This window comes from Solibacillus sp. FSL R5-0691, assembly GCF_037974225.1.
Classification (GTDB): Bacteria; Bacillota; Bacilli; order Bacillales_A; family Planococcaceae; genus Solibacillus.
In genome coordinates, this window is the sequence record NZ_CP150231.1 from 1,094,343 (window position 1) to 1,114,835 (window position 20,493).

Here is a 20,493-nt window from a genome sequence, read left to right on the forward strand (position 1 = left end):
AGATGCTACATAAATGGGAAGGCATCGTTTTAAAGGCGCGTGCTTATGGTGAATCCAATAAAATCGTGACCCTTATGACACGTGAAGCCGGTAAAGTCGCGTGTATGGCACGTGGAGCGAAAAAGCCGACGAGTCGTCTGGCAGGTGTAACACAAACATTTATGCATGGCTCGTTTTTAGTCCAGCGAACATCAGGCATGGGGACATTGCAGCAAGGGGAACATTTCAATTCGATGCGTCATATACAAACGGATATTGTGGCGACAGCCTATGCAAGCTATATCGTGGAAATTGTGGATCGTCTCGTTGAAGAAGGACGACCGGAACCTTATGCTTTTGATATATTAATACAGGCATTGAATGCAATTGAAGAAGGGTATGATCCTGAAGCAATTACATTATTTGTGGATTGGAAAATGCTCCCGTTTGCAGGGATCCAGCCGATTTTGCATGCATGTGCAGGGTGTGGAGCCGTTGATGGGGAATTTGCATTTTCATTTACACAAGGCGGATTTATCTGCCATCGTTGTTTCCATTTGGATCCGTATATTATTCGGTTGTCACCAACGCAGCTTAAGCTGATTCGCATGTTTTATACAGTGCCGATTGAACAAGTCGGCAAGCTGGATTTAAAACCGCAAACGAAACAATTTATAAAAAAAATTGTCACGACAATCTATGAAGAGCAAACAGGAATCCGTCTGAAATCACGCAACTTCATCGAGCAATTGGAGCGTACACCGTTACTGCAGCGTGAAAAGAAGGAAGAAGAATAAAATTATTGCCTAGGAAATAAAGCGAGTCGAAATTGCGTAGAATTGCGCAGACTCGCTTTGTTTTATTGAGGAGGGGAAATATTGCGCCAATTTGAAAATGAGCAGCTAACCGTATTTCAAAGTGTGTTATATCAAACGACATCAGCGGTAGTTAAAACAAAGGATGCTTTAATTGTTACGGACCCTAACTGGTTGCCGAATGAAGTTGCCGAAATAAAAGCCTATATCGATTCGGTTATTGAAGATCGGAAATTATATATTATTTATACACATAGTGATTATGATCATATTATTGCTGCAGGGGCCTTCCCGAATGCGACTACTATCGCCAGTGAAGCCTTTGTCAATAAAATAAATAAAGAAGAGGTATTGGAACAAATCCGTCAGTTTGATGCGCAATACTATATCGAAAGGGATTATCCTGTTATTTATCCTCATATCGATATTGTAATAAAAGAAGATGGCCAAACAGTTGAGCTGCAGGACGTTACATGTAGCTTTTATCAATCGCCAGGACATACGGCAGATGGCTTATTTACAGTGGTGGAGCCGTACGGGATTTTATTGGCAGGAGATTATTTATCGAATGTCGAGTTTCCTTTTATAGAAGATTACGAAGCGTATTTGGCGACCATTCAAAAAGTACAGACAATTATTTCGCACAAAAAAATTGAAGTTCTCGTGCCTGGACATGGGACAACAACGAATAACAAAAATGAAATTCAAAAACGTATTGATGAGTCTATATTATATTTAAATAATTTATCAGCCGACTGTGTGGATGAAACAGAATTGCAAAAGCTTTATCCGTTTTATAAAGGTTTAAAAGACATGCATAAATTAAATAAAGAAACGGTAAAAAATAGCCATAGGATTTAGGTCAAACTAAAATCCTTGGCTATTTTTATGGAAAATTAGCTGTTTGCCAGTTCATTCATCCGTTCCAGCACTCTTCGCTTACGGTATAGCATCATGCCTGCCTCGGCAATATCTTCAATCAATGACTTATTAATAAAGGCACCGAAAATCATACCGGCTACAGGAATCATTTGAAAGAGCTTCTTCATACCGAAGTTATCGCGGTACGTAAAGAAGACTTCCTGCCAGCCTTGTAGCTGGGAAACCATATTTTCTGCAGCGTTAGGTTTTTCATAATGTTGTGCCAGCTCATTTAGTATCGCTTCTTTGCCGACTACATCCGAAGAGGCAAACTGCAGACATTTTACGATGAAAATACGCTCGGCTTTTTCATTTGGATCATAGCCATGGATCATGGCGATTTCCTGCAATGTTTTTAGCGCAATTCCAAGGATGACTGGGATATCGAGTGCCAATGTAAACACACCGCCAAAGCCGGTTGACGCTCCTTGTACAGTCGCTACTTTTGCACGGTTTTTCTGCAGTTTCTCACTCAGTTCCACCATATCTTCAATTGGCATTTGTCCAATATCCTCCAAAGTCGAAACCGAATGCAACGTATGTTTTTGAATATGACGCATCATTGACTTTTCGCTTACTAAATATTTTCCACCTGTTTGGACATAGCTCACCAGTTCGTCGATCAAGACGGAAAGTTTCTCCTGTATGAATTTCGGTGTTAATTTATCGAGTATTTTAAAAGGGATGCGGCCGATTTTTTCCCAAAACCATAATCCGCTTTGATCCTTTTCCCATTGTTGGATTGTTAATAAGTGGTTTTCCAGCTGCTGTTGAGTTTCCATGAATCGCCCTCCCAATGGACATGTTCCTTATTTTACGTTCCATAGTTAAAAAGGTTTCAGCTTAGTCACTCGAATTGTGTCAGCAATGGGATAAGGTCTTCTTTTAGCCGTTCATAAAATTCTTCTTCAAGCTTTAAGTGCTGATGATGGTGCATTTGTTCAAAAAGGGTGAACATCGCATCAATTTTTTCTTTGGAAAAGCGAAAATGATGATTAAAATGGTCGCGCTTATTGTCGTCGCTTAAATGCATATAGCCCCGGATAATTGTAAACAATTGATTGTATTTTTTGTTTGCAATTTCATAAGCTTCACGGCTCAAACGGCCAAGTGCATTGCTCGGATCGTCAAACTTTCTGTAAAACAACTGTGCTTCACGATACGTTTCTAGTTTCATATTTGCCGTGTAAAGGATGTGGTGCTGTGCGCGGTGTTCAGGGCATTCATATTGGAGTATTGCTTTTACGAGATGTGAAATTTTATCGAATGTGTCTAAAGGTAATTTAGATGTATCCTTTACCTGAAAAAACATAAAATCCCCCTCCATCTATTAATTTCTTAAATTATAACTTATACGTAGATAAATTATCTAAATAATCTAAAAATTTAGATTACTATTTTGTGAATTTTAGCCTTTATTAGATGTTAAATATTAATTTCTCTTTAATGCGTATTTTTTCTGTTTTAAACAAAGATATTGTACAAAAGTTTTGACAATTCAGAAAAAACTAATTTATAATATCGTTATTAGAAAGTCGTTACACAATATGCGTAATTGGAGGTTAAATTATGAATCTACCGAATATACAATTTACAGAAGAACAAAAACAATTTAGACAGGAAGTACGAAGTTTCTTAAAACAACATATTGAAAAGGGCACATTTGAAACACGCTGTGATTCTTGGCTGAGCGGTTCTGATCCTTCTTTTTCAAAAATGGTGGCAGAGCAGGGGTGGATCGGGATGACATGGCCGAAACAATATGGCGGAAGTGAGCGCAGTACGATTGACCGCTATATTTTAACGGAAGAATTTCTGGCATTTGGGGCGCCGGTAGCTGCCCACTGGTTTGCTGATCGTCAGACAGGGCCATTATTGTTGCGTTTTGGAACAGATTATCAGAAGGAATTTTTCCTGCCGAAAATTGTGAAAGGGGAATGCTTTTTCGCTATCGGCCTAAGTGAGCCGAACAGTGGATCGGATTTGGCTTCTGTTGCAACACGTGCGGAAAAAGTGGAAGGCGGCTGGATTGTGAACGGGGCAAAAACTTGGTCCAGTAATGCGCATGATGCACATTACATGGTAACGCTTATTCGTACAGAGCCATTAGGTGAAAAGAAACATGAAGGTCTTTCACAATTCATCATCGATTTAAAAGGCGAAGGTGTGACAATTGCACCAATCCGTTATTTAACAGGTGAACCGCATTTTAACGATGTCTATCTGGATAATGTATTTGTTCCGGATGAGATGGTAGTGGGGACACTGGGCAACGGGTGGAAGCAAGGTTTGGCAGAGCTTGCATTTGAACGCAGTGGTCCTGAGCGGATTTTAAGTACATTCCCGCTGCTAAATGAGGCAATTGAACAATTGAAGATTAAGAGAGATCTTGTTGGTCTGGAAGAAGCGTCGAAGCTCGTTGCAGAACTTTGGTCATTGCGTAACTTATCGATCGGAGTTGCAAAAGTATTGGAAGAAGGCGGAGAAGTTGCAATACCGGCAGCACTCGTAAAAAGTATCGGTACAAAGTTTGAACAAAAAATACCGGAGATCATTCGTCTGTTAATCGATGTATATCCAAGCTTGCAAAGTGACAATAGAGTCGAACGTTATTTGGCTGAATCCATTTTACATGCACCAGGCTTTACGATCCGTGGTGGAACATCAGAAGTTCTATATGGAATTTTAGCGAAGGGGGTTATTGCACAATGAGCGAAATTAAAGAGATGGTCGTAGAAGTAGTTGAAAAGATCTTTAAAGATAAAGTCGAAAAGGAAACAGTCGATCTTTTGGAAGAAAATAAGTGGGCTGAAGATGTTTGGAAATTGCTGCTTGAAAATGAACTGCATCATGTAGCGGTAAGTGAAGAAGATGGTGGGGCAGGTGGAGATGTAGAGGACCTGTTTGCACTGTATTTCCTTATTGGAAAATATGCGGCACCAGTTCCGTTTATTGAACATACTTTGGCCAATTTCATCTTACAGCAAGTGGACTTGAAAGGAAATGGGCAGTTAACGACATACAGCATTATAAACCCGCTGCAGTTAAACGGAGATACGCTAACCGGAACATTAAAACATGTCGGGTGGGCACAGTATGCAGAAAAAATTGTGACGGTTGCCCGGGAAGATTCACAGCACTTTATCGTTGTTGCCGATTTAAAGGATGCAGCGCTGAAAAACAGCACAAACCTGGCTGCTGAACCACGATCAGAAGTCGTATTCGAAAATATGAAAGCGCTTAACAAAATGCCGATTACCGAAAAGCAGTATGATGCCTTTAAAAAATTAGTGACAGCGGCATCTGTCAGCAAAATGAGCGGCGCACTCACAACTGCATTCCAGCTAAGTGTTCAGTTCAGTAAAGAGCGGGAACAGTTCGGCCGACCAATTCACAGATTCCAGCTTGTGCAGCAGCATTTGGCGAATATGGCCGGAGAACAGACCTTAATGACAGTGGCTGTCAATAATATCCTAACTTTATTAGCTGACGGGCGAGAAGAAAATGAAGTGGCCTATGCGCGGATACGAATGGATGATGCGAGCCGTGCAGTGGCAACATCCGCTCACCAGGTTCATGCCGCAATCGGTGTGACACATGAACATCGACTCCATCAGTACACACGTCGCTTATGGGCTTGGCGTGATGAGGAATTGACGGCACGTTACTGGAAAAAACAGCTGGCACAGCAACTATTGGAAACAAACCTGGACTTGTGGGAAAGCATTACAGATCAAGTAGAAACGCATGTACATGCATAAGGAGGAAACATGATGGCGGATTTATTATTTGAAGTAAAGAATCATATCGCAACAATTACACTGAACCGAGCCGAAAGTTTAAATGCATTTAGCGAGGAAATGATTCTTTCGTGGATCAAAGCGTTGGAGGAAGTGCGCGATAATGATGACATTCGGGCTGTTATTTTAAAAGGGAACGGCAAAGCATTCTGTGCAGGCGGCGATATAAAAGCAATGGTGGCAGGAAAGGGTTTCTATCATAGTGAAGAAGATATTACATCAACAGCGCTGGCCCGCAAAAATTCCTTATGGAAAAAAGTGCAGCGCGTCCCTTTGTTGCTTGAAGAAATCGATAAGCCGGTTATTGCGCAAATGCACGGTTTTGCAATGGGTGCAGGACTTGATATGGCATTGATGTGCGATATCCGAATTGCTGCACAATCTGCAAAATTCTCGGAAAGCTATATTAATGTTGGGATTGTTCCGGGAGATGGCGGTGCCTACTTTTTACCTCGCCTCGTCGGCATCGATAAGGCACTTGACATGCTGTGGACGGCACGTGTCCTAACGGCAGACGAAGCGAAGGAAGCGCGTCTTGTAACATTTGTTGTAGATGATGAGGAACTGGAAAGCTTCACGCAAAGTTATGCAGAAAAATTGGCAAATGGACCAATTGAAACAATTAAAATTATAAAGCGGGCAGTCTATCAAAGCCAGTCAATGAGCTTGCGTTCGTCACTTGACTATATTTCATCAAAAATGGGCTTAGTAACAGAATTGCCATCATACGAAGAAGGGGTCAAAGCAATCGTAGAAAAACGAAAAGCCGTTTTCAAATAATACATGTGCAAATAGGGGGACGCGGATGAAAAAAGTATTTCTCGCAATCGTTTCAATCGCTGTTATGCTGCTGGCAGGGTGTCAAAGTAATGTTGAGCGTTATGGGGAGCCGCTAATTTTTACAACTGGTACAACAACAGGTGTTTTCTATTCACTTGGCGCAGGTATTTCTACAATGTGGACAAATGAACTGGAAAAGCGTGTCGCTTCACAAGCATCGAATGGGAGTATAGAAAACTTGAATTTAATGCGTAAAGGTGAAGCGAATATTTCATTTACGACGGTGAACATTGCCTATGAAGCTTACAACGGTGTTGGTAGTTTCGAAGGTAAGCAATATGGAGATGTTCGTATATTAGGAAACCTCTATCCAAATATTAGCCATATTATTGTGAAAGATGATGAGAAGTACAATTCGATTGAAGACCTTAAAGGAACGAGCTTCGTATTCGGAGCTGCGGGAAGTGCGACTGAAGTGGAATCCCGCCTTGTTCTTGAAGCACACGGTATTGGAGAAAAAGATATAAAAGCAAACTATGTCGGCTTTACAGAAGCGACAGATTTAATGCGAAATGGTCAGGTGGAAGGGGTTAATATTTACACAGGCGTACCGGCTGCTGCTGCGACAGAACTGATCTCAACAGTAGAGTCAAGAGTTTTAAGTTTCTCAGAGAGCGCCATTGACCATTTAGTAGAAGAGTATCCTTGGAACTTTGCTTATACGATCGAGCCAAACACATACGATAAACAGCCGGAAGCGATTCAAACTGTCGGTCAGTACAGCACGATCGTAATTGACGAAAGCGTTAAAGAAGAAACCGTTTATCAGTTAACGAAAGAGCTTTGGGAAAACTTGGACTATCTGCAGAAATCATTCAGCATTGCAAAGCAGTTCAGTCCGGAAAGCGCGGTTGCGGGAACGGCGGATATTCCGTTGCATCCAGGAGCGGAGCGCTACTATCGTGAAATTGGCGTCATCGACTAAAAGTAAGTACAAGGAGGGGAAGGTATGACAGAAAAAGGACTTGAAAAAGTTGAAATTCAGCAATTAATGGACCTTGAAGATAAAAATATCAATTCGCGAAATTATGTTGGGCTATTCGGAAAAATCGTTATTGGTGTGGCGATCATTTGGTCCATCTTCCAAATATATATGAGCAGTATCGGTGTAATGGAAGCGACAAAATTTCGTGCGTGGCATTTAGGGTTTTTGCTTTTATTCAGCTTTATCTATTATCCTGCTACGAAGAAAAGTGTAGGGACGAGAAAGTTGCCTACTTGGTTTGACAGTATTTGTATTACATTATCAATTTTCGTAACAGTTTATTTTGTTATTGTCTACGATATTTTAGTTCGTGACCGTGCAGGCGAAAATACGGTTCTTGATCTATGGGTCGGCGGGATTGCCATCGTATTACTATTTGAGGCAGCACGGCGGGTTGTCGGCAATGCGCTCACACTAATTGCCCTGTTTTTCCTTGCCTACAACTTCTTTGGCGCTTATATTCCAGGAATTTTAGGGCATTACGGTTTCAGTCTTGAGCGAATCATCAATATTATGTTCTGGGGCGGGCAAGGAATTTTCGGAACGGCTCTAGGTGTATCCGCAACATATATTTTTATCTTCGTTCTATTTGGTGCTTTTCTGAAAAATAGCGGATTTTCAGACCTTATCAATGACTTGGCCCTGACAATCGCGGGTCGAACAGCCGGGGGACCGGCAAAAGTAGCCGTTTTTGCGAGTGGATTGATGGCGACAATTAGCGGAAGTGCTGTAAGTAATGTTGTCACAACGGGTACGGTTACGATTCCGATGATGAAAAAAGCAGGTTATTCGAAAAAATTTGCCGGTGCTGTAGAGGCGGTTGCTTCGACAGGCGGTTTAATTGCACCACCGGTAATGGGTGCAGCGGCCTTTATTATGGCTGAATATCTAGGTGTGGCGTATTCGGTAGTTATGCTGGCAGCGGTCGTACCCGCAATCCTTTATTATTTAACATTGTTTATGATCGTGCATTTTGAAGCGAAGAAAATGGGGTTATCGGGCATTTCAAAAGAAAATATACCGGTAGCAATGCAAGTTCTGAAAAATGGCGGGCACTTATTAATTCCTTTATTCATTTTACTGATTATGCTATTTGCAGGTTATTCGCCTTTATATGCGGCGATCTTTGCGCTATTTTCAATCGTGCCGACAGCTGCCATTCGCAAACATACACGCATGAATTTGAAAACAGTGATTGATTCGGTTGTGGAAGGGGTCAAAGGAGCGATCAGTGTAGGGATTGCCTGTGCAATTGTAGGAATCGTTATTGCGACGATTACGCTGACAAGTATCGGGTTAATCATTGGTAACAACGTCTTAAGTTTTGCTGGTGATAGTGTCATGCTTGCCGCTATTTTAACAGCGGTCATCAGTATCGTATTAGGAATGGGGATACCGGCAACAGCGGCATATATTATTGTAGCAACAATTTCTGTGCCGATTTTAACACAACTAGGTGTACCGGCGATTGCAGCCCATATGTTTGCCTTCTACTTTGCCGCTTTATCAAGCATTACTCCTCCTGTAGCATTGGCACCATATGCCGCAGCAGGGATCGCTGGTGAATCTCCGAACAAAGTATCGTTTGAATCGGTTCGTCTCGGGTTGATCGGTTTTATTGTACCATTCTTCTTTATCTTTAACCCGGCGCTACTTCTAACGGGCGGGACGATCGGTGAGTATATTATTGCGGCGGTGACAGCTTGTATTGGCGGTGTGGCGATTGCAGCAGGCATTAAAGGCTATTTATTCCGGCATACGTATTTCATCGAGCGGCTTGTCTTCTTCGGCGCAGGTATTGCATTAATGGATACGACGTTCATTTATAATCTGATTGCGCTAGTAATCATTGCTATTGCTGTTACGACACAGATTGTATTGAAAAAGCCGGAACGGAGTATAGAACCGTCATTAATAAAAGAGTAGAAGAATTGAGGTGATGGGGATGCGCCCATTGGATAATGTTAAAATATTGGATTTATCCCGTGTCTACGCTGCGCCGGCTGGAACGATGATTTTAGCTGATTTAGGTGCTGAAGTCATTCGGATCGAGCATCCGGAGGGATCGGATAGTATGCGTGGCTGGGGGCCATTTATAAATGGTGAAAGCACCTATTATATTTGTGCGAATCGTAATAAAAAATCAATTACCTTAAATTTAAAAGATCCGTCCGATAAAGAGGTACTGCTGGATTTAGTGAAAGAAGCAGATGTCATTATTGATAATTTCAAAGCGGGTGATATGAAAAAAATGGGGCTCGATTATGGGCAGCTAAAGCAAATTAATCCACGGATTATTCAATGCTCGGTAACCGGATTTGGTCAGACAGGTCCGTTAGCTGCTGAGCCGGGTTTTGACCCTGTTATTCAGGCGATGAGCGGTTTGATGGATGTAACGGGACATCCTGATGGGGAAGCGACTAAAGTAGGTGTCCCGATTGCGGATATTTTGACATCGCACTATGTCGTAATTGGAATATTGTCGGCACTTAGGATGCGTGACATGACAGGGAAAGGCCAATTTATTGATTTGGCCCTGCTTGATGTGCAAATGAGTTCCCTTGCTAATGTGGCAAGCGCGTATTTAAATACTGGCTTCAAGTCGAACCGTCTTGGCAACCAGCATAACAATGTCGCGCCGTATCAGGTGTTTGAATGTTCGGATGGTCCGCTTATGTTTTGTGTTGGTACAGAAGATCAGTTCAAAAAGTTTTGCGAGATGATTAATCGGGATGGCTGGGTGACGGATGAGCGCTTTAAAACGAATTCGTTGCGCAAGCAAAATGAGGTTGTGTTAGCAGGCTATATTTCCGAAATTACAAAAACGAAAACCCGTGATGAGTGGATCGAGCTCCTGCAAAAGTATAAAATTCCTGGCGGGCGTGTCAATACAGTAGAAGAAGCGTTTCAGCAGCCGCAAGTAATGGCGCGGAATTTAGTAGGGGAGATTGAGCATCCATCATATGGTACCGTGAAATTTGTAAAAAATCCTCTGCAGCATTCAGAGCTTAATATTTCCTATGATTCCGGGCCGCCGCAGTTGGGGGAGCATACCGAAGACTTGTTAAAAATCAATAAAAACTAGTTTTAAGGTAATGATTGGAGTAATCGATTAGTTTCAACTGTCGGAAAAGATAGGTGAAAGGTTCGTATGACTTTTAACATAGCCCCTTCTTTTTTATATGGATCAGTTTTGCTACTATTAGGAAAAGGAGGGCTTTTGGATGGAACAACAGAAATTTGAAAAAATGTATTTAATGCAAACCGTACAAAAAACCATTGTGATATTGCGTGCTTTCACGAAAGAACAGCCAAAGCTTTCTTTAACGGAATTAAATAAAAAAACAGGAATTGGCCTATCAAGCCTGCAACGTTTTGTTGCGACATTAGTATATGAAGGTTTTTTAATCAGGGATGACAGGACAAAGCAGTATCAACTTGGCTTATCCTTAATCCACTTGGGGAAGCTCGTTGAGGAAGAATCAAGCATCATTACGATTGCTCAGCCCATTCTTCAGGAGCTGAACAAAACGACAAAAGAAAGCATTTCGATGAGTATTATTGACGGCAATGAACGCCGCTGTATTATGAATATCGAAAGTTCATATGCTTTGTCGGCACGCAATCATGTCGGGGATACATCGCCGCTCTATGCGGGGGCCTCTGCCAAATCATTGCTTGCATTTTTGCCGCAGGAAGAAATTGAGCAGTACTTGGATGAAGTGGCAATGGAACATGTAACCGAAAATACGGTTGTCGATCGAGCCCAGCTGTTGGAGCAATTACAGGAAATTCGCAAGCAGCAATATGTCTTTACACGAGCTGAGCGCATTATCGGTGCCTGTTCGTTCAGTACAGCGATTATTTCTAATGGTCGTCCAGTTGCTTCGATCGCGATTATCATTCCGGAAGCACGCTTTGATGAAGAGCAGTATGAGGAATTGCGTGAACTTATTCTCCGTGCAAAATTCGATATTGAAAAACAGCTCAATAAATAAAACAATCCAACCGGCTAAAATCGGTTGGATTGTTTTTCGTTAGAAAGAAAAAACACTTTCTGCTCAATACGAACAGAAAGTGCCTTGTGAAAATTAGAATTGTAAATGTTTCTCGATATAAGCTTTAACTTCAGCGATTGGCATACGGATTTGTTCCATTGAATCGCGGTGACGTACTGTTACTTGACCGTCTTCTTTTGAATCGAAATCGTATGTGATACAGAATGGTGTACCGATTTCGTCTTGACGGCGGTAACGTTTACCGATCGATTGTGACTCATCGTAATCAACCGGGAATGCTTTACGTAAATCTGCCCATACGTCGCCAGCTTCTTCCGATAATTTTTTAGAAAGTGGCAATACCGCTGCTTTGAATGGAGCTAGTGCAGGGTGGAAGCGTAATACTGTACGAGTATCGTCGCCTTCTAATTGCTCTTCTTCAAAAGCGTCACATAAGAATGCCAATGTTACACGGTCAGCACCTAATGATGGCTCGATACAGTATGGTACATAGCGCTCATTTGAAACAGGATCGATGTAAGTGAAATCTTCACCAGAATGTTCCATATGCTGCTTCAAGTCGAAATCTGTACGGTCTGCGATACCCCATAGTTCGCCCCAGCCGAATGGGAAGCGGAATTCGATATCTGTTGTCGCATTTGAATAGTGTGAAAGCTCATCATCTTCATGATCGCGTAAACGCATTGAATCTTCTTTCATACCTAATCCAAGAAGCCAGTTTTTACAGAACTCTTTCCAGTAAGAGTGCCACTCAAGGTCTTCACCTGGCTTACAGAAGAATTCAAGTTCCATTTGTTCGAATTCACGAGTACGGAATGTGAAGTTACCAGGTGTTATTTCGTTACGGAAAGATTTACCGATTTGGGCGATACCGAATGGTGTCTTTTTACGCATTGAACGTTGAACGTTTTTAAAGTTTACGAAAATACCTTGTGCTGTTTCCGGACGAAGGTAAATTTCATTTGACGATGATTCAGTTACACCTTGGTGCGTTTTGAACATTAAGTTGAATTGGCGGATATCTGTGAAATCGATTTTTCCGCAGTCCGGACAAGCTACTTCAAGCTCTTCCATTTTTTCTTTCATTTGATCGAACGTCATACCATCAACAATAATTTCCTTGCCTGTTTTTGTTAATGAAGCATCTTCAATCAATTTATCTGCACGGTGACGCGCTTTACATGCTTTACAGTCGATCATCGGGTCATTGAAGTTACCTACGTGACCAGATGCAACCCAAGCTTTTGGGTTCATTAAAATCGCTGCATCCAAACCTACGTTATGTTCAGATTCCTGAACGAACTTGAGCCACCAAGCTTTTTTAACGTTGTTTTTAAGTTCTACACCTAGTGGACCGTAATCCCAAGTGTTTGCTAAACCACCGTAAATATCAGATCCCGGAAATACGAATCCGCGGTGTTTTGCTAATGATACAATTGTCTCCATTGATTTTTCTGCCATGAAAAATACCTCCTGTTCGGTAATGAAAAAATAAAAGCACCCGTCTCCGGGCACAAAATCTCTGCCCGGGGACGAGTGCATCAAGACGATATACCCGCGGTTCCACCCCGCTTGTTTTTAATAAATTAAAAACCTCTTTTATAAAAATAGCTCAGGGGTGCCGTTTCTCAATTCAATGTAGGCTTGCACTATCCCTACTCGCTTATGTTAGAATTGATACTTATTAATCCCATCATCGCTTACATATTAATAATCATGAAACAACAAGTGCGTTGTTCGCTAATATTGTAGCATGGGTTTGTTTTCTTCGCAATATAGAAGGAAATAGTATATAATAATTAAGGATAAAGTATAACATTATTTGAAGCGGGTGAGTCCAATCGAACTCAATAAACGTCAAGATGTAATCTTGCAAATTGTAAAAGAAAATGGCCCTATTACGGGCGAACATATCGCTGAGCGCCTTGGATTAACGCGCGCTACATTGAGACCGGATCTAGCTATACTAACGATGGCTGGATTTTTAGATGCGCGCCCACGTGTCGGCTACTTCTATGCTGGTAAAAAAACAACGGCAGCCTTTACGGAATCAATGCTGAACTTAAAAGTAAAAGATTTTCAGTCAATCCCGGTAGTTGTTCCGGATGATATGACCGTCTATGATGCGATTATCCATATGTTTTCCGAGGATGTCGGAACACTGTTCGTTATTGATAAAGATGAAATATTACAAGGTGTGCTGTCTCGAAAAGATTTACTTCGTTCGAGTATCGGAACACAGGATTTAAATAAAATGCCTGTGCATATAATTATGACGAGAATGCCGAATATCGCCTATTGTGTTAATTCGGATTCATTGATCGTCGCGGCCAAAAAGTTAATAGAACGAGAGATCGATTCCATGCCGGTTGTTGAAGAAACAGAAAAGGGCTTGGTCATTACCGGTCGTTTAACAAAGACGAATATTACACGTGCGTTTATTTCGTTAGCTGAAACGCATGATTTATAGGTGACCTTATGAAAAAATTGACGATATTTGTTGTATCAGATTCGGTCGGTGAAACTGGAGAAGCTGCTGTGAAAGCGGTAGTAAGCCAGTTTCGGCCAAATTTTGAAAAAGTAAGGATTCGAAAATTTCCGCATATCGCTAATGTGGATGTGCTGGAGAAAATTGTCCAAATTGCGATTGCAAATGAAGCAACGATTGTTTTTACACTTGTTGAAAAGCAGATGAGACAAGCACTTCAAAAAATCGCAGCAGAATATAAGGTTCATGCAATCGACTTATTGGGATCGATGCTTGACCTGATTGAAACTTCATTTGATGAAATGCCGCTGCAAAAGCCGGGACTTGTCCATCAGTTGGATGATGATTATTTCAAAAAGATTGAAGCAATCGAATTTGCTGTTAAATATGATGACGGGCAGGACCCGCGCGGCATATTGCTGGCGGACATCGTTTTAGTCGGAGTATCTAGAACATCCAAAACCCCGTTATCGCAATATTTAGCGCATAAACGGTATAAAGTGGCGAATGTGCCGCTCGTTCCGGAAGTGGAACCACCGGCTGAATTAATGCAGATTGATCCGAAAAAATGCTTCGGATTAGTCATAACACCGGAAAAGCTTAACAATATTCGAAAAGAGCGTCTAATAACGTTAGGATTAACGGAAAATGCATTTTATGCACAACATGCTAGAATTGAGCAGGAAATTAGCTATTTTTATAGTATTGTTGATAAAATAGGTTGTCGAACGATAGATGTTACAAATCGTGCTGTCGAAGAAACAGCACACAAAATAATCGATATGCTAGAGCTTGATTGTCGATAGCATCCATAGCCGCCTCTTCAAAAAGGAAGAGGAGGTTTTTTTGGTGGAATAATATTCGAGATTTTTTAGAAACTAAGTGAACTATACTTTTGCTCCAGAAAACTCTCGCATGTTTTGCTAAATTTCGACATTTTTAGTTATATTCTGATTATTTTTTTGAAATTATATAGCAACAATAGTCTTTTTGTTTTATAATAATAAAATTGTGGTAAAAATAATTATTATAGGGTAATTACAAATTTGTAATAAGAAATTTTGTCGTATTTTAGAGGATATTTGTAATTTATCTCGAATACTGTAGATGGTGATAATGTGGCTGGAAAAATACCCGAACATGTGATTGAACAAATTCGCTCGCAGTCCGATATAGTCGATGTCATTAGCGATTATATGCAGTTAACGAAAAGAGGGCGCAACTATTTTGGATTATGTCCATTTCATGGTGAGCAAACACCCTCTTTTTCCGTATCCAGCGATAAGCAGATATTTCACTGTTTTGGCTGTGGGGCAGGAGGAAACGCCATTACTTTTGTAATGGATATGGAACAACTGTCGTTTCCGGATGCACTCATTAAACTAAGTCAACGTGCGGGAATCCCGCTTGAAATGGAAATGTCGACAGATCAATCGGTGTCGAATTCGCCCATTTCAAAAAAAGAGCAGCAAATGCGAGAGGCTCATACGTTTGCAGTGGAGTTTTATCATCATATTTTAATGAACACAGAAGATGGCGAACCTGCATTAAATTATTTGCTTGAAAGAGGATTTACACGTGAGCAAATCGAAACACATCAGATAGGGTGGGCGTTGCCGAATTGGGACACGCTGTCAATCTTACTGGAGCGTAAAGGATTTGATCCTGAAGAAATGGCTGAAAGCGGTCTGATTATCCGTAAAGAAAGTGATGACAGCTACTTTGACCGTTTCCGGGGACGGATTATGTTTCCGATCCGGGATGAAAACGGGAAAACGATTGCATTTTCAGGCAGGATTTTAAATTCCGATGGCGAAGATGCTAAGTACTTAAATAGTCCTGAAACGCCGATCTTCCATAAAAGTCAAGTACTTTATAATTTGGATAAGGCACGGGCATCTATTCGTAAATCAAGACAAGTAATTTTAATGGAAGGCTTTATTGATGTTTTAGCAGCAAACCAAGCAGGTATATACAATGCTGTAGCAACGATGGGTACGTCTCTGACACCCCAGCATATTACAAAGCTCAAACGCTTAGTTCAGCAAATTACGATTTGCTATGATGGTGATAATGCTGGTTTCGAGGCTGCCAAGCGCGCTGCACAGATGCTTCATCAAGAACAGATTAAAGTTGAGGTCGCTGTTTTACCAGATAAACTTGACCCGGACGAATACATTCGGACACACGGTCAAGAGGCATTTAAAAATCAAATAATAGAAAAGCCGCACGCTTATATTGCATTTATGATGATGCATGCGAAACGCGGCAAAAATTTTCAATTTGAAAATGACACACTTCAATACATTCAAGAAGTTCTGGAAACATTAAAAAATAATACTTCTCCAACCGAACGTGATTTATACATTCGTCAATTGGCAAATGAAACAAATATTTCCCAAGAGGCGATCAGTACCCAATTAAGAAAAATGGTCGCAGATAATGTAAAAGAGCAGAAACGCGATCAGAAAATGGTGGAAGAACCAACACCTCTTCTCCAAAGGGAGCGTAAAAAAGATGCGACAGACCGTGCGGAAAGTATACTTTTAGCACATATGTTGCATGATGTAAATATTGTGAATAAAGTTCTCAGAGAGGGAAATAACGAACCTTTCATTCATGAGGAATATTTATCGGTATTTGTTCGTTTAATTGGTTTTTACGAAGAATATGAAATGGCTGATTTCCATCGATTCGTCGAAGTGTTGGATGATCATGATTTACGAAAAATCGTGATGGATGCTGCGTTACTTGAACGTGACCCTGATAATGGTGAAGCGGAGATAATTGATTGTTTAAAACAAATCGAAAAACGCCGATTAGAACTAAAGATTGAACAATTAAAGCACGATCAAAAAGAAGCAGAAAAAATGCATGAGCATAGACGAGCACTTGAGATTGCCCAACAGATAATTGCATTGAATAGAAAGATAAAAATGGGCGTTTAACGCGATTTGTTTTTAGAAGGAGGAAGGTTTATGGCGGACAAGTCAAAACATTCAAAAGATACGGTAGTAAACGGGGTTTCATTAGAGCAGGTAAAAAAGCAACTTTTAGCTAAAGCAAAACAGGTTGGCGAAATGTCAATGAAGGAAATCTCTGAAACATTAGCATTTTTCGAACTGGAAAATGAAGAGATTTTCAACTTTGCCGATGAAATCGAAAAAAATGATGTAACAGTTGAAGGAAAAGAAGAATTTGAAGAAGAAGCGCTATCTAAGCAAGAATCAAGCGAAGAAGCTTTCGACTTAAATGATTTAAGTGTTCCTCCTGGCGTTAAAATTAATGACCCGGTACGTATGTATTTAAAAGAAATCGGACGTGTGGATTTACTTTCTGCAGATCAGGAAATCCGTTTAGCGGAACGTATCGAACAAGGTGACGAAGAAGCACGTAAACGCCTTGCCGAAGCAAACTTACGTCTTGTAGTTTCGATTGCAAAGCGTTATGTCGGCCGTGGAATGCTGTTCTTGGATCTTATTCAGGAAGGTAACATGGGTCTGATCAAAGCGGTTGAAAAGTTTGATCACCGTAAAGGGTTCAAATTCTCGACTTATGCAACTTGGTGGATTCGTCAGGCGATTACGCGTGCAATTGCTGACCAGGCACGTACAATCCGTATTCCGGTACACATGGTTGAAACAATCAACAAATTAATCCGTGTACAACGTCAGCTTCTTCAGGATTTAGGCCGTGAACCTTCTCCAGAGGAAATTGGGGAGGAAATGGATTTAACACCTGAAAAAGTTCGTGAAATTCTTAAAATCGCTCAAGAGCCTGTATCATTGGAAACACCAATCGGGGAAGAAGATGATTCTCATTTAGGTGATTTCATTGAAGACTCGGAAGCACAATCTCCTTCTGATCACGCAGCATATGAGCTATTGAAGGAACAATTAGAGGACGTGCTGGATACATTAACAGACCGTGAAGAAAACGTATTGCGTTTACGTTTCGGTTTGGATGATGGCCGTACACGCACTTTAGAAGAAGTAGGGAAAGTGTTTGGCGTTACACGTGAACGTATTCGTCAAATCGAGGCGAAAGCATTACGTAAATTGCGTCATCCATCTCGCTCAAAACGCTTAAAAGATTTCTTAGAATAAGCTAAACAGAGAAAAGATGAAGGAGTATATTACTCTTCATCTTTTTTTGTGTAAATATAGCAGGTAATTACTATTTTGCGAGAATAATGGTATAGCTTTTTACCGATGTTGTTCATCCGGGAATTATTTAAAATAGGATAGAGCATATAAATACAGATTTGGGGCGAAATGATGTCAAATCCTAAAAAACAAATTATTATGAATGAAATCATGTTCTGGAAGCAAAACAAAATGTTACCGGAACATTATTGCGATTTTTTAATGACCCTTTATTCGGAAGGGAACCAACAGGAAGAAATTGCAGGAAAATCAAAAAATGCGGTCATTAATGTCGAAAAACGTAAAAACCGCAGTGTATCGATGTTCTTCCCGATTAGTGCAATTGTGATTATGTTGCTGCTTTTTACAATGCAGTTCGAATGGGTAGTCATCGCAGTAGCCGCTGTATTTGCAGCTGGCTGTCTGATCGGGGCAATCTATTTTGCAAAAAGAAATCATGTAATGGCCGTAATGCTGCAGCTGGCGACCGCCTTGTCCATTTTAGGTGTGACATTGAAAGTGAGTACAACGTATTTTGCCGGCAACAATGAAATACTGTATATAATTCTTATTGTAAATTGTGTATTTTGGCTCGTAAGCGGTCTTATGCTGAAAATCATCTATTTTACGATTTCAGGCATTCTTGGGTTAATTGCCATCATTAGTGCATGGATTTATTTTCTATAGGAAGTTCAAAATAATACATATACCTTATACTATTCTTTGAAGCTATGCGGAAGTCTCGGAACTTTTATGCATAGCTTTTTTGTGTCTGTTTTACAAAATACTCTGTAAAATGCATATATTTTCTGTAAAAATACATATTTTTAGATTACAATAGAGTTGAAATGAAATAGGCTGAGAGGATGAATGGTATGCATTTTGATTTAACAACAGAGCAAGCGATGTTACAAAAGATGATACGTGAGTTTTCGGATGAAGTAGTGGCACCAGGAGCAGTCGAGCGTGATAAAACGAAAGCCTTCCCAGTAGAAATTTTTAAAGAACTTTCCAATATGGGAATTATGGGTCTGCCGTTTCCTGAACAATATGGCGGGGCGGGTGCAGATACAATCAGCTTTGCCATCGTTACAGAAGAGTTGAGCCGTACATGTGCTTCGACAGGTATTACATATTCGGCTCATATTTCATTAGGCGGTGCGCCACTCTATTTATTCGGTACGGAAGCGCAGAAGGAAAAATACTTAACGCCGATCTGTACGGGTGAATCATTCGGTGCATTCGGTTTAACAGAGCCTAATGCCGGTTCTGATGCAGGTGGTACAGAAACTACTGCTGTGTTGGATAATGGAGAATTTGTCATTAACGGGTCGAAAGTTTTTATTACAAATGCAAGTTATGCCAAACATTTAGCGTTAACAGCAATTACAAATCGGGATGGAAACAAAAAAGAAATTAGCGCCATTATTGTCCCGACAGGTGCAAAAGGATTTACGATCAAGTCGGAATACGAAAAGATGGGCTTAAATGCTTCGAATACAACAGAATTGATTTTAGAAAATGTCCAGGTGCCGGAAGAGAACTTGCTTGGAGTCCGGGGGAATGGCTTCAAACAGTTTTTAACAACACTGGACGGCGGCCGGATCGGTATTGCGGCAATGGCTGTTGGTATCGCACAGGGCGCATTAAATAAAGCAGTTCAATATGCAAAAGAACGCAAGCAATTCGGAAAGGCGCTGGCGGAGTTTCAGGCAACTCAGTTTAAACTGGCTGATATGGAGGTAAAAATACAATTAGCACGGACATTTGTCTATAAAGCGGCGTGGCTGAAAGATCAGGGACGTCCATTCGGAAAAGAAGCTGCTATCGCAAAATACTATGCTTCTGAGATGGCAATGGAAGTTTGCGATGAAGCAATTCAAATTCATGGCGGCTACGGCTATATGAAAGAGTATGAAGTAGAGCGTTATTTACGTGATGCAAAACTATTGGAAATCGGTGAAGGAACGTCCGAAGTACAGAAAATGGTAATTGCAAGACATATATTATGATAGAAATAGCAAATTGGTAAAATTGTTACAAAGCTAGTAAAACTTGTTCGTTAACTCTTTCAGTTTTCTGTAGAATCAAGTACAATTAATATTGTTTACTAGGCAAAAGTCTAGCATGAAATAGAATATTTAATGAGGGAGGGGAACGCAATGAGAAACAATCCACTTATTCCTTACGTACTTATCATGGCATTCGGTATCGGACTAATTTTCTTCATGTCATTTGAGGGTGCAGCTGATAAAAACAGTGCGGACGGCGAACATTCAGGGGAAACAGCTGAATTAAATGGTGAAGATATTGCTCAAAAGAACTGTATTTCGTGCCACGGTGGTGATTTAACTGGTGGTGCAGGTCCTTCAATCGTTGGATTAGATGCTGAGCATATTAAAGACTACGCATTAAATGGTTCGGAAAATGGTAATATGCCAGCAATTCTTAATAACGAAGCGGAAGCGGATGCAGTAGCAGAGTATATTTCAGGTTTATAA

19 protein-coding genes are annotated in these 20,493 nt (G+C 40.7%); 16 read left to right on the forward strand and 3 right to left on the reverse strand.

The annotated features are described in order from the left end of the window. The first annotated feature begins 2 nt into the window (after window positions 1-2). Entirely contained in the window at window positions 3-776 is a 774-nt protein-coding gene (recO, locus tag MKY51_RS05240; protein WP_339175690.1) for a DNA repair protein RecO, read from the forward strand. 81 nt (window positions 777-857) lie between these two features. Further along, on the forward strand, window positions 858-1,655 hold the full coding sequence (locus MKY51_RS05245) for an MBL fold metallo-hydrolase (protein WP_339175691.1): 798 nt from the start codon (window positions 858-860) through the stop codon (window positions 1,653-1,655). 35 nt (window positions 1,656-1,690) lie between these two features. Here MKY51_RS05245 and MKY51_RS05250 read toward each other — a convergent pair whose 3' ends face one another. Together MKY51_RS05250 and MKY51_RS05255 are read right to left on the reverse strand one after the other, a co-directional pair. Then, a complete protein-coding gene (locus tag MKY51_RS05250) occupies window positions 1,691-2,497 on the reverse strand; it encodes an EcsC family protein (protein ID WP_339175692.1) in 807 nt (268 codons plus the stop codon). Between the two features lie 65 nt (window positions 2,498-2,562). Next, window positions 2,563-3,027 (reverse strand): hypothetical protein, encoded by a 465-nt coding sequence (locus MKY51_RS05255; RefSeq protein ID WP_339175693.1) that lies wholly within the window; start codon window positions 3,025-3,027, stop codon window positions 2,563-2,565. 257 nt (window positions 3,028-3,284) lie between these two features. Here MKY51_RS05255 and MKY51_RS05260 point away from each other — a divergent pair, with 257 nt between their 5' ends. From MKY51_RS05260 to MKY51_RS05290, 7 genes are all read left to right on the forward strand, one after another. After that, entirely contained in the window at window positions 3,285-4,427 is a 1,143-nt protein-coding gene (locus MKY51_RS05260; RefSeq protein ID WP_339175694.1) for an acyl-CoA dehydrogenase family protein, read from the forward strand. After that, a complete protein-coding gene (locus tag MKY51_RS05265) occupies window positions 4,424-5,476 on the forward strand; it encodes an acyl-CoA dehydrogenase family protein (RefSeq protein ID WP_339175696.1) in 1,053 nt (350 codons plus the stop codon). Before MKY51_RS05260 ends, MKY51_RS05265 begins: the two co-directional genes overlap by 4 nt. Before the next feature lie 12 nt (window positions 5,477-5,488). Continuing rightward, the gene (locus MKY51_RS05270) at window positions 5,489-6,295 is read left to right on the forward strand and encodes an enoyl-CoA hydratase-related protein (protein WP_339175698.1); all 807 of its coding nucleotides are present in this window, start codon (window positions 5,489-5,491) and stop codon (window positions 6,293-6,295) included. 25 nt (window positions 6,296-6,320) lie between these two features. Continuing rightward, window positions 6,321-7,280, forward strand: a complete 960-nt coding sequence (locus MKY51_RS05275; RefSeq protein ID WP_339175699.1) for a TAXI family TRAP transporter solute-binding subunit — start codon at window positions 6,321-6,323, stop codon at window positions 7,278-7,280. Between the two features lie 24 nt (window positions 7,281-7,304). Then, the gene (locus MKY51_RS05280; protein WP_339175701.1) at window positions 7,305-9,266 is read left to right on the forward strand and encodes a TRAP transporter permease; all 1,962 of its coding nucleotides are present in this window, start codon (window positions 7,305-7,307) and stop codon (window positions 9,264-9,266) included. 19 nt (window positions 9,267-9,285) lie between these two features. Next, on the forward strand, window positions 9,286-10,425 hold the full coding sequence (locus MKY51_RS05285) for a CoA transferase (protein ID WP_339175702.1): 1,140 nt from the start codon (window positions 9,286-9,288) through the stop codon (window positions 10,423-10,425). Window positions 10,426-10,564: 139 nt separating this feature from the next. Beyond that, on the forward strand, window positions 10,565-11,338 hold the full coding sequence (locus tag MKY51_RS05290) for an IclR family transcriptional regulator (protein ID WP_339175704.1): 774 nt from the start codon (window positions 10,565-10,567) through the stop codon (window positions 11,336-11,338). A gap of 93 nt (window positions 11,339-11,431) precedes the next feature. Here the strand turns inward: MKY51_RS05290 and MKY51_RS05295 are convergent, their stop codons facing one another. Next, window positions 11,432-12,820 (reverse strand): glycine--tRNA ligase, encoded by a 1,389-nt coding sequence (locus tag MKY51_RS05295; RefSeq protein ID WP_339175705.1) that lies wholly within the window; start codon window positions 12,818-12,820, stop codon window positions 11,432-11,434. A 370-nt stretch (window positions 12,821-13,190) separates the two neighbouring features. Here MKY51_RS05295 and MKY51_RS05300 point away from each other — a divergent pair, with 370 nt between their 5' ends. The 7 genes from MKY51_RS05300 to MKY51_RS05330 all read left to right on the forward strand — a co-directional run bounded on the left by MKY51_RS05300 (window position 13,191) and on the right by MKY51_RS05330 (window position 20,493). Continuing rightward, complete coding sequence (locus MKY51_RS05300) at window positions 13,191-13,829, forward strand: helix-turn-helix transcriptional regulator (protein ID WP_339175706.1); 639 nt, start codon at window positions 13,191-13,193, stop codon at window positions 13,827-13,829. An 8-nt stretch (window positions 13,830-13,837) separates the two neighbouring features. After that, complete coding sequence (locus tag MKY51_RS05305; RefSeq protein WP_339175707.1) at window positions 13,838-14,653, forward strand: pyruvate, water dikinase regulatory protein; 816 nt, start codon at window positions 13,838-13,840, stop codon at window positions 14,651-14,653. A 312-nt stretch (window positions 14,654-14,965) separates the two neighbouring features. Then, window positions 14,966-16,795 carry a DNA primase gene (gene dnaG, locus MKY51_RS05310; protein ID WP_339175708.1) on the forward strand — a complete coding sequence of 610 codons (1,830 nt, stop codon included), beginning with the start codon at window positions 14,966-14,968 and terminating at the stop codon, window positions 16,793-16,795. A 30-nt stretch (window positions 16,796-16,825) separates the two neighbouring features. After that, on the forward strand, window positions 16,826-17,953 hold the full coding sequence (gene rpoD / locus MKY51_RS05315) for an RNA polymerase sigma factor RpoD (RefSeq protein ID WP_339175709.1): 1,128 nt from the start codon (window positions 16,826-16,828) through the stop codon (window positions 17,951-17,953). Between the two features lie 171 nt (window positions 17,954-18,124). Continuing rightward, window positions 18,125-18,679, forward strand: a complete 555-nt coding sequence (locus tag MKY51_RS05320) for a hypothetical protein (RefSeq protein ID WP_339175711.1) — start codon at window positions 18,125-18,127, stop codon at window positions 18,677-18,679. A 188-nt stretch (window positions 18,680-18,867) separates the two neighbouring features. Further along, the gene (locus tag MKY51_RS05325; protein WP_339175712.1) at window positions 18,868-20,004 is read left to right on the forward strand and encodes an acyl-CoA dehydrogenase family protein; all 1,137 of its coding nucleotides are present in this window, start codon (window positions 18,868-18,870) and stop codon (window positions 20,002-20,004) included. 150 nt (window positions 20,005-20,154) lie between these two features. Further along, complete coding sequence (locus MKY51_RS05330; RefSeq protein WP_339175714.1) at window positions 20,155-20,493, forward strand: cytochrome c; 339 nt, start codon at window positions 20,155-20,157, stop codon at window positions 20,491-20,493.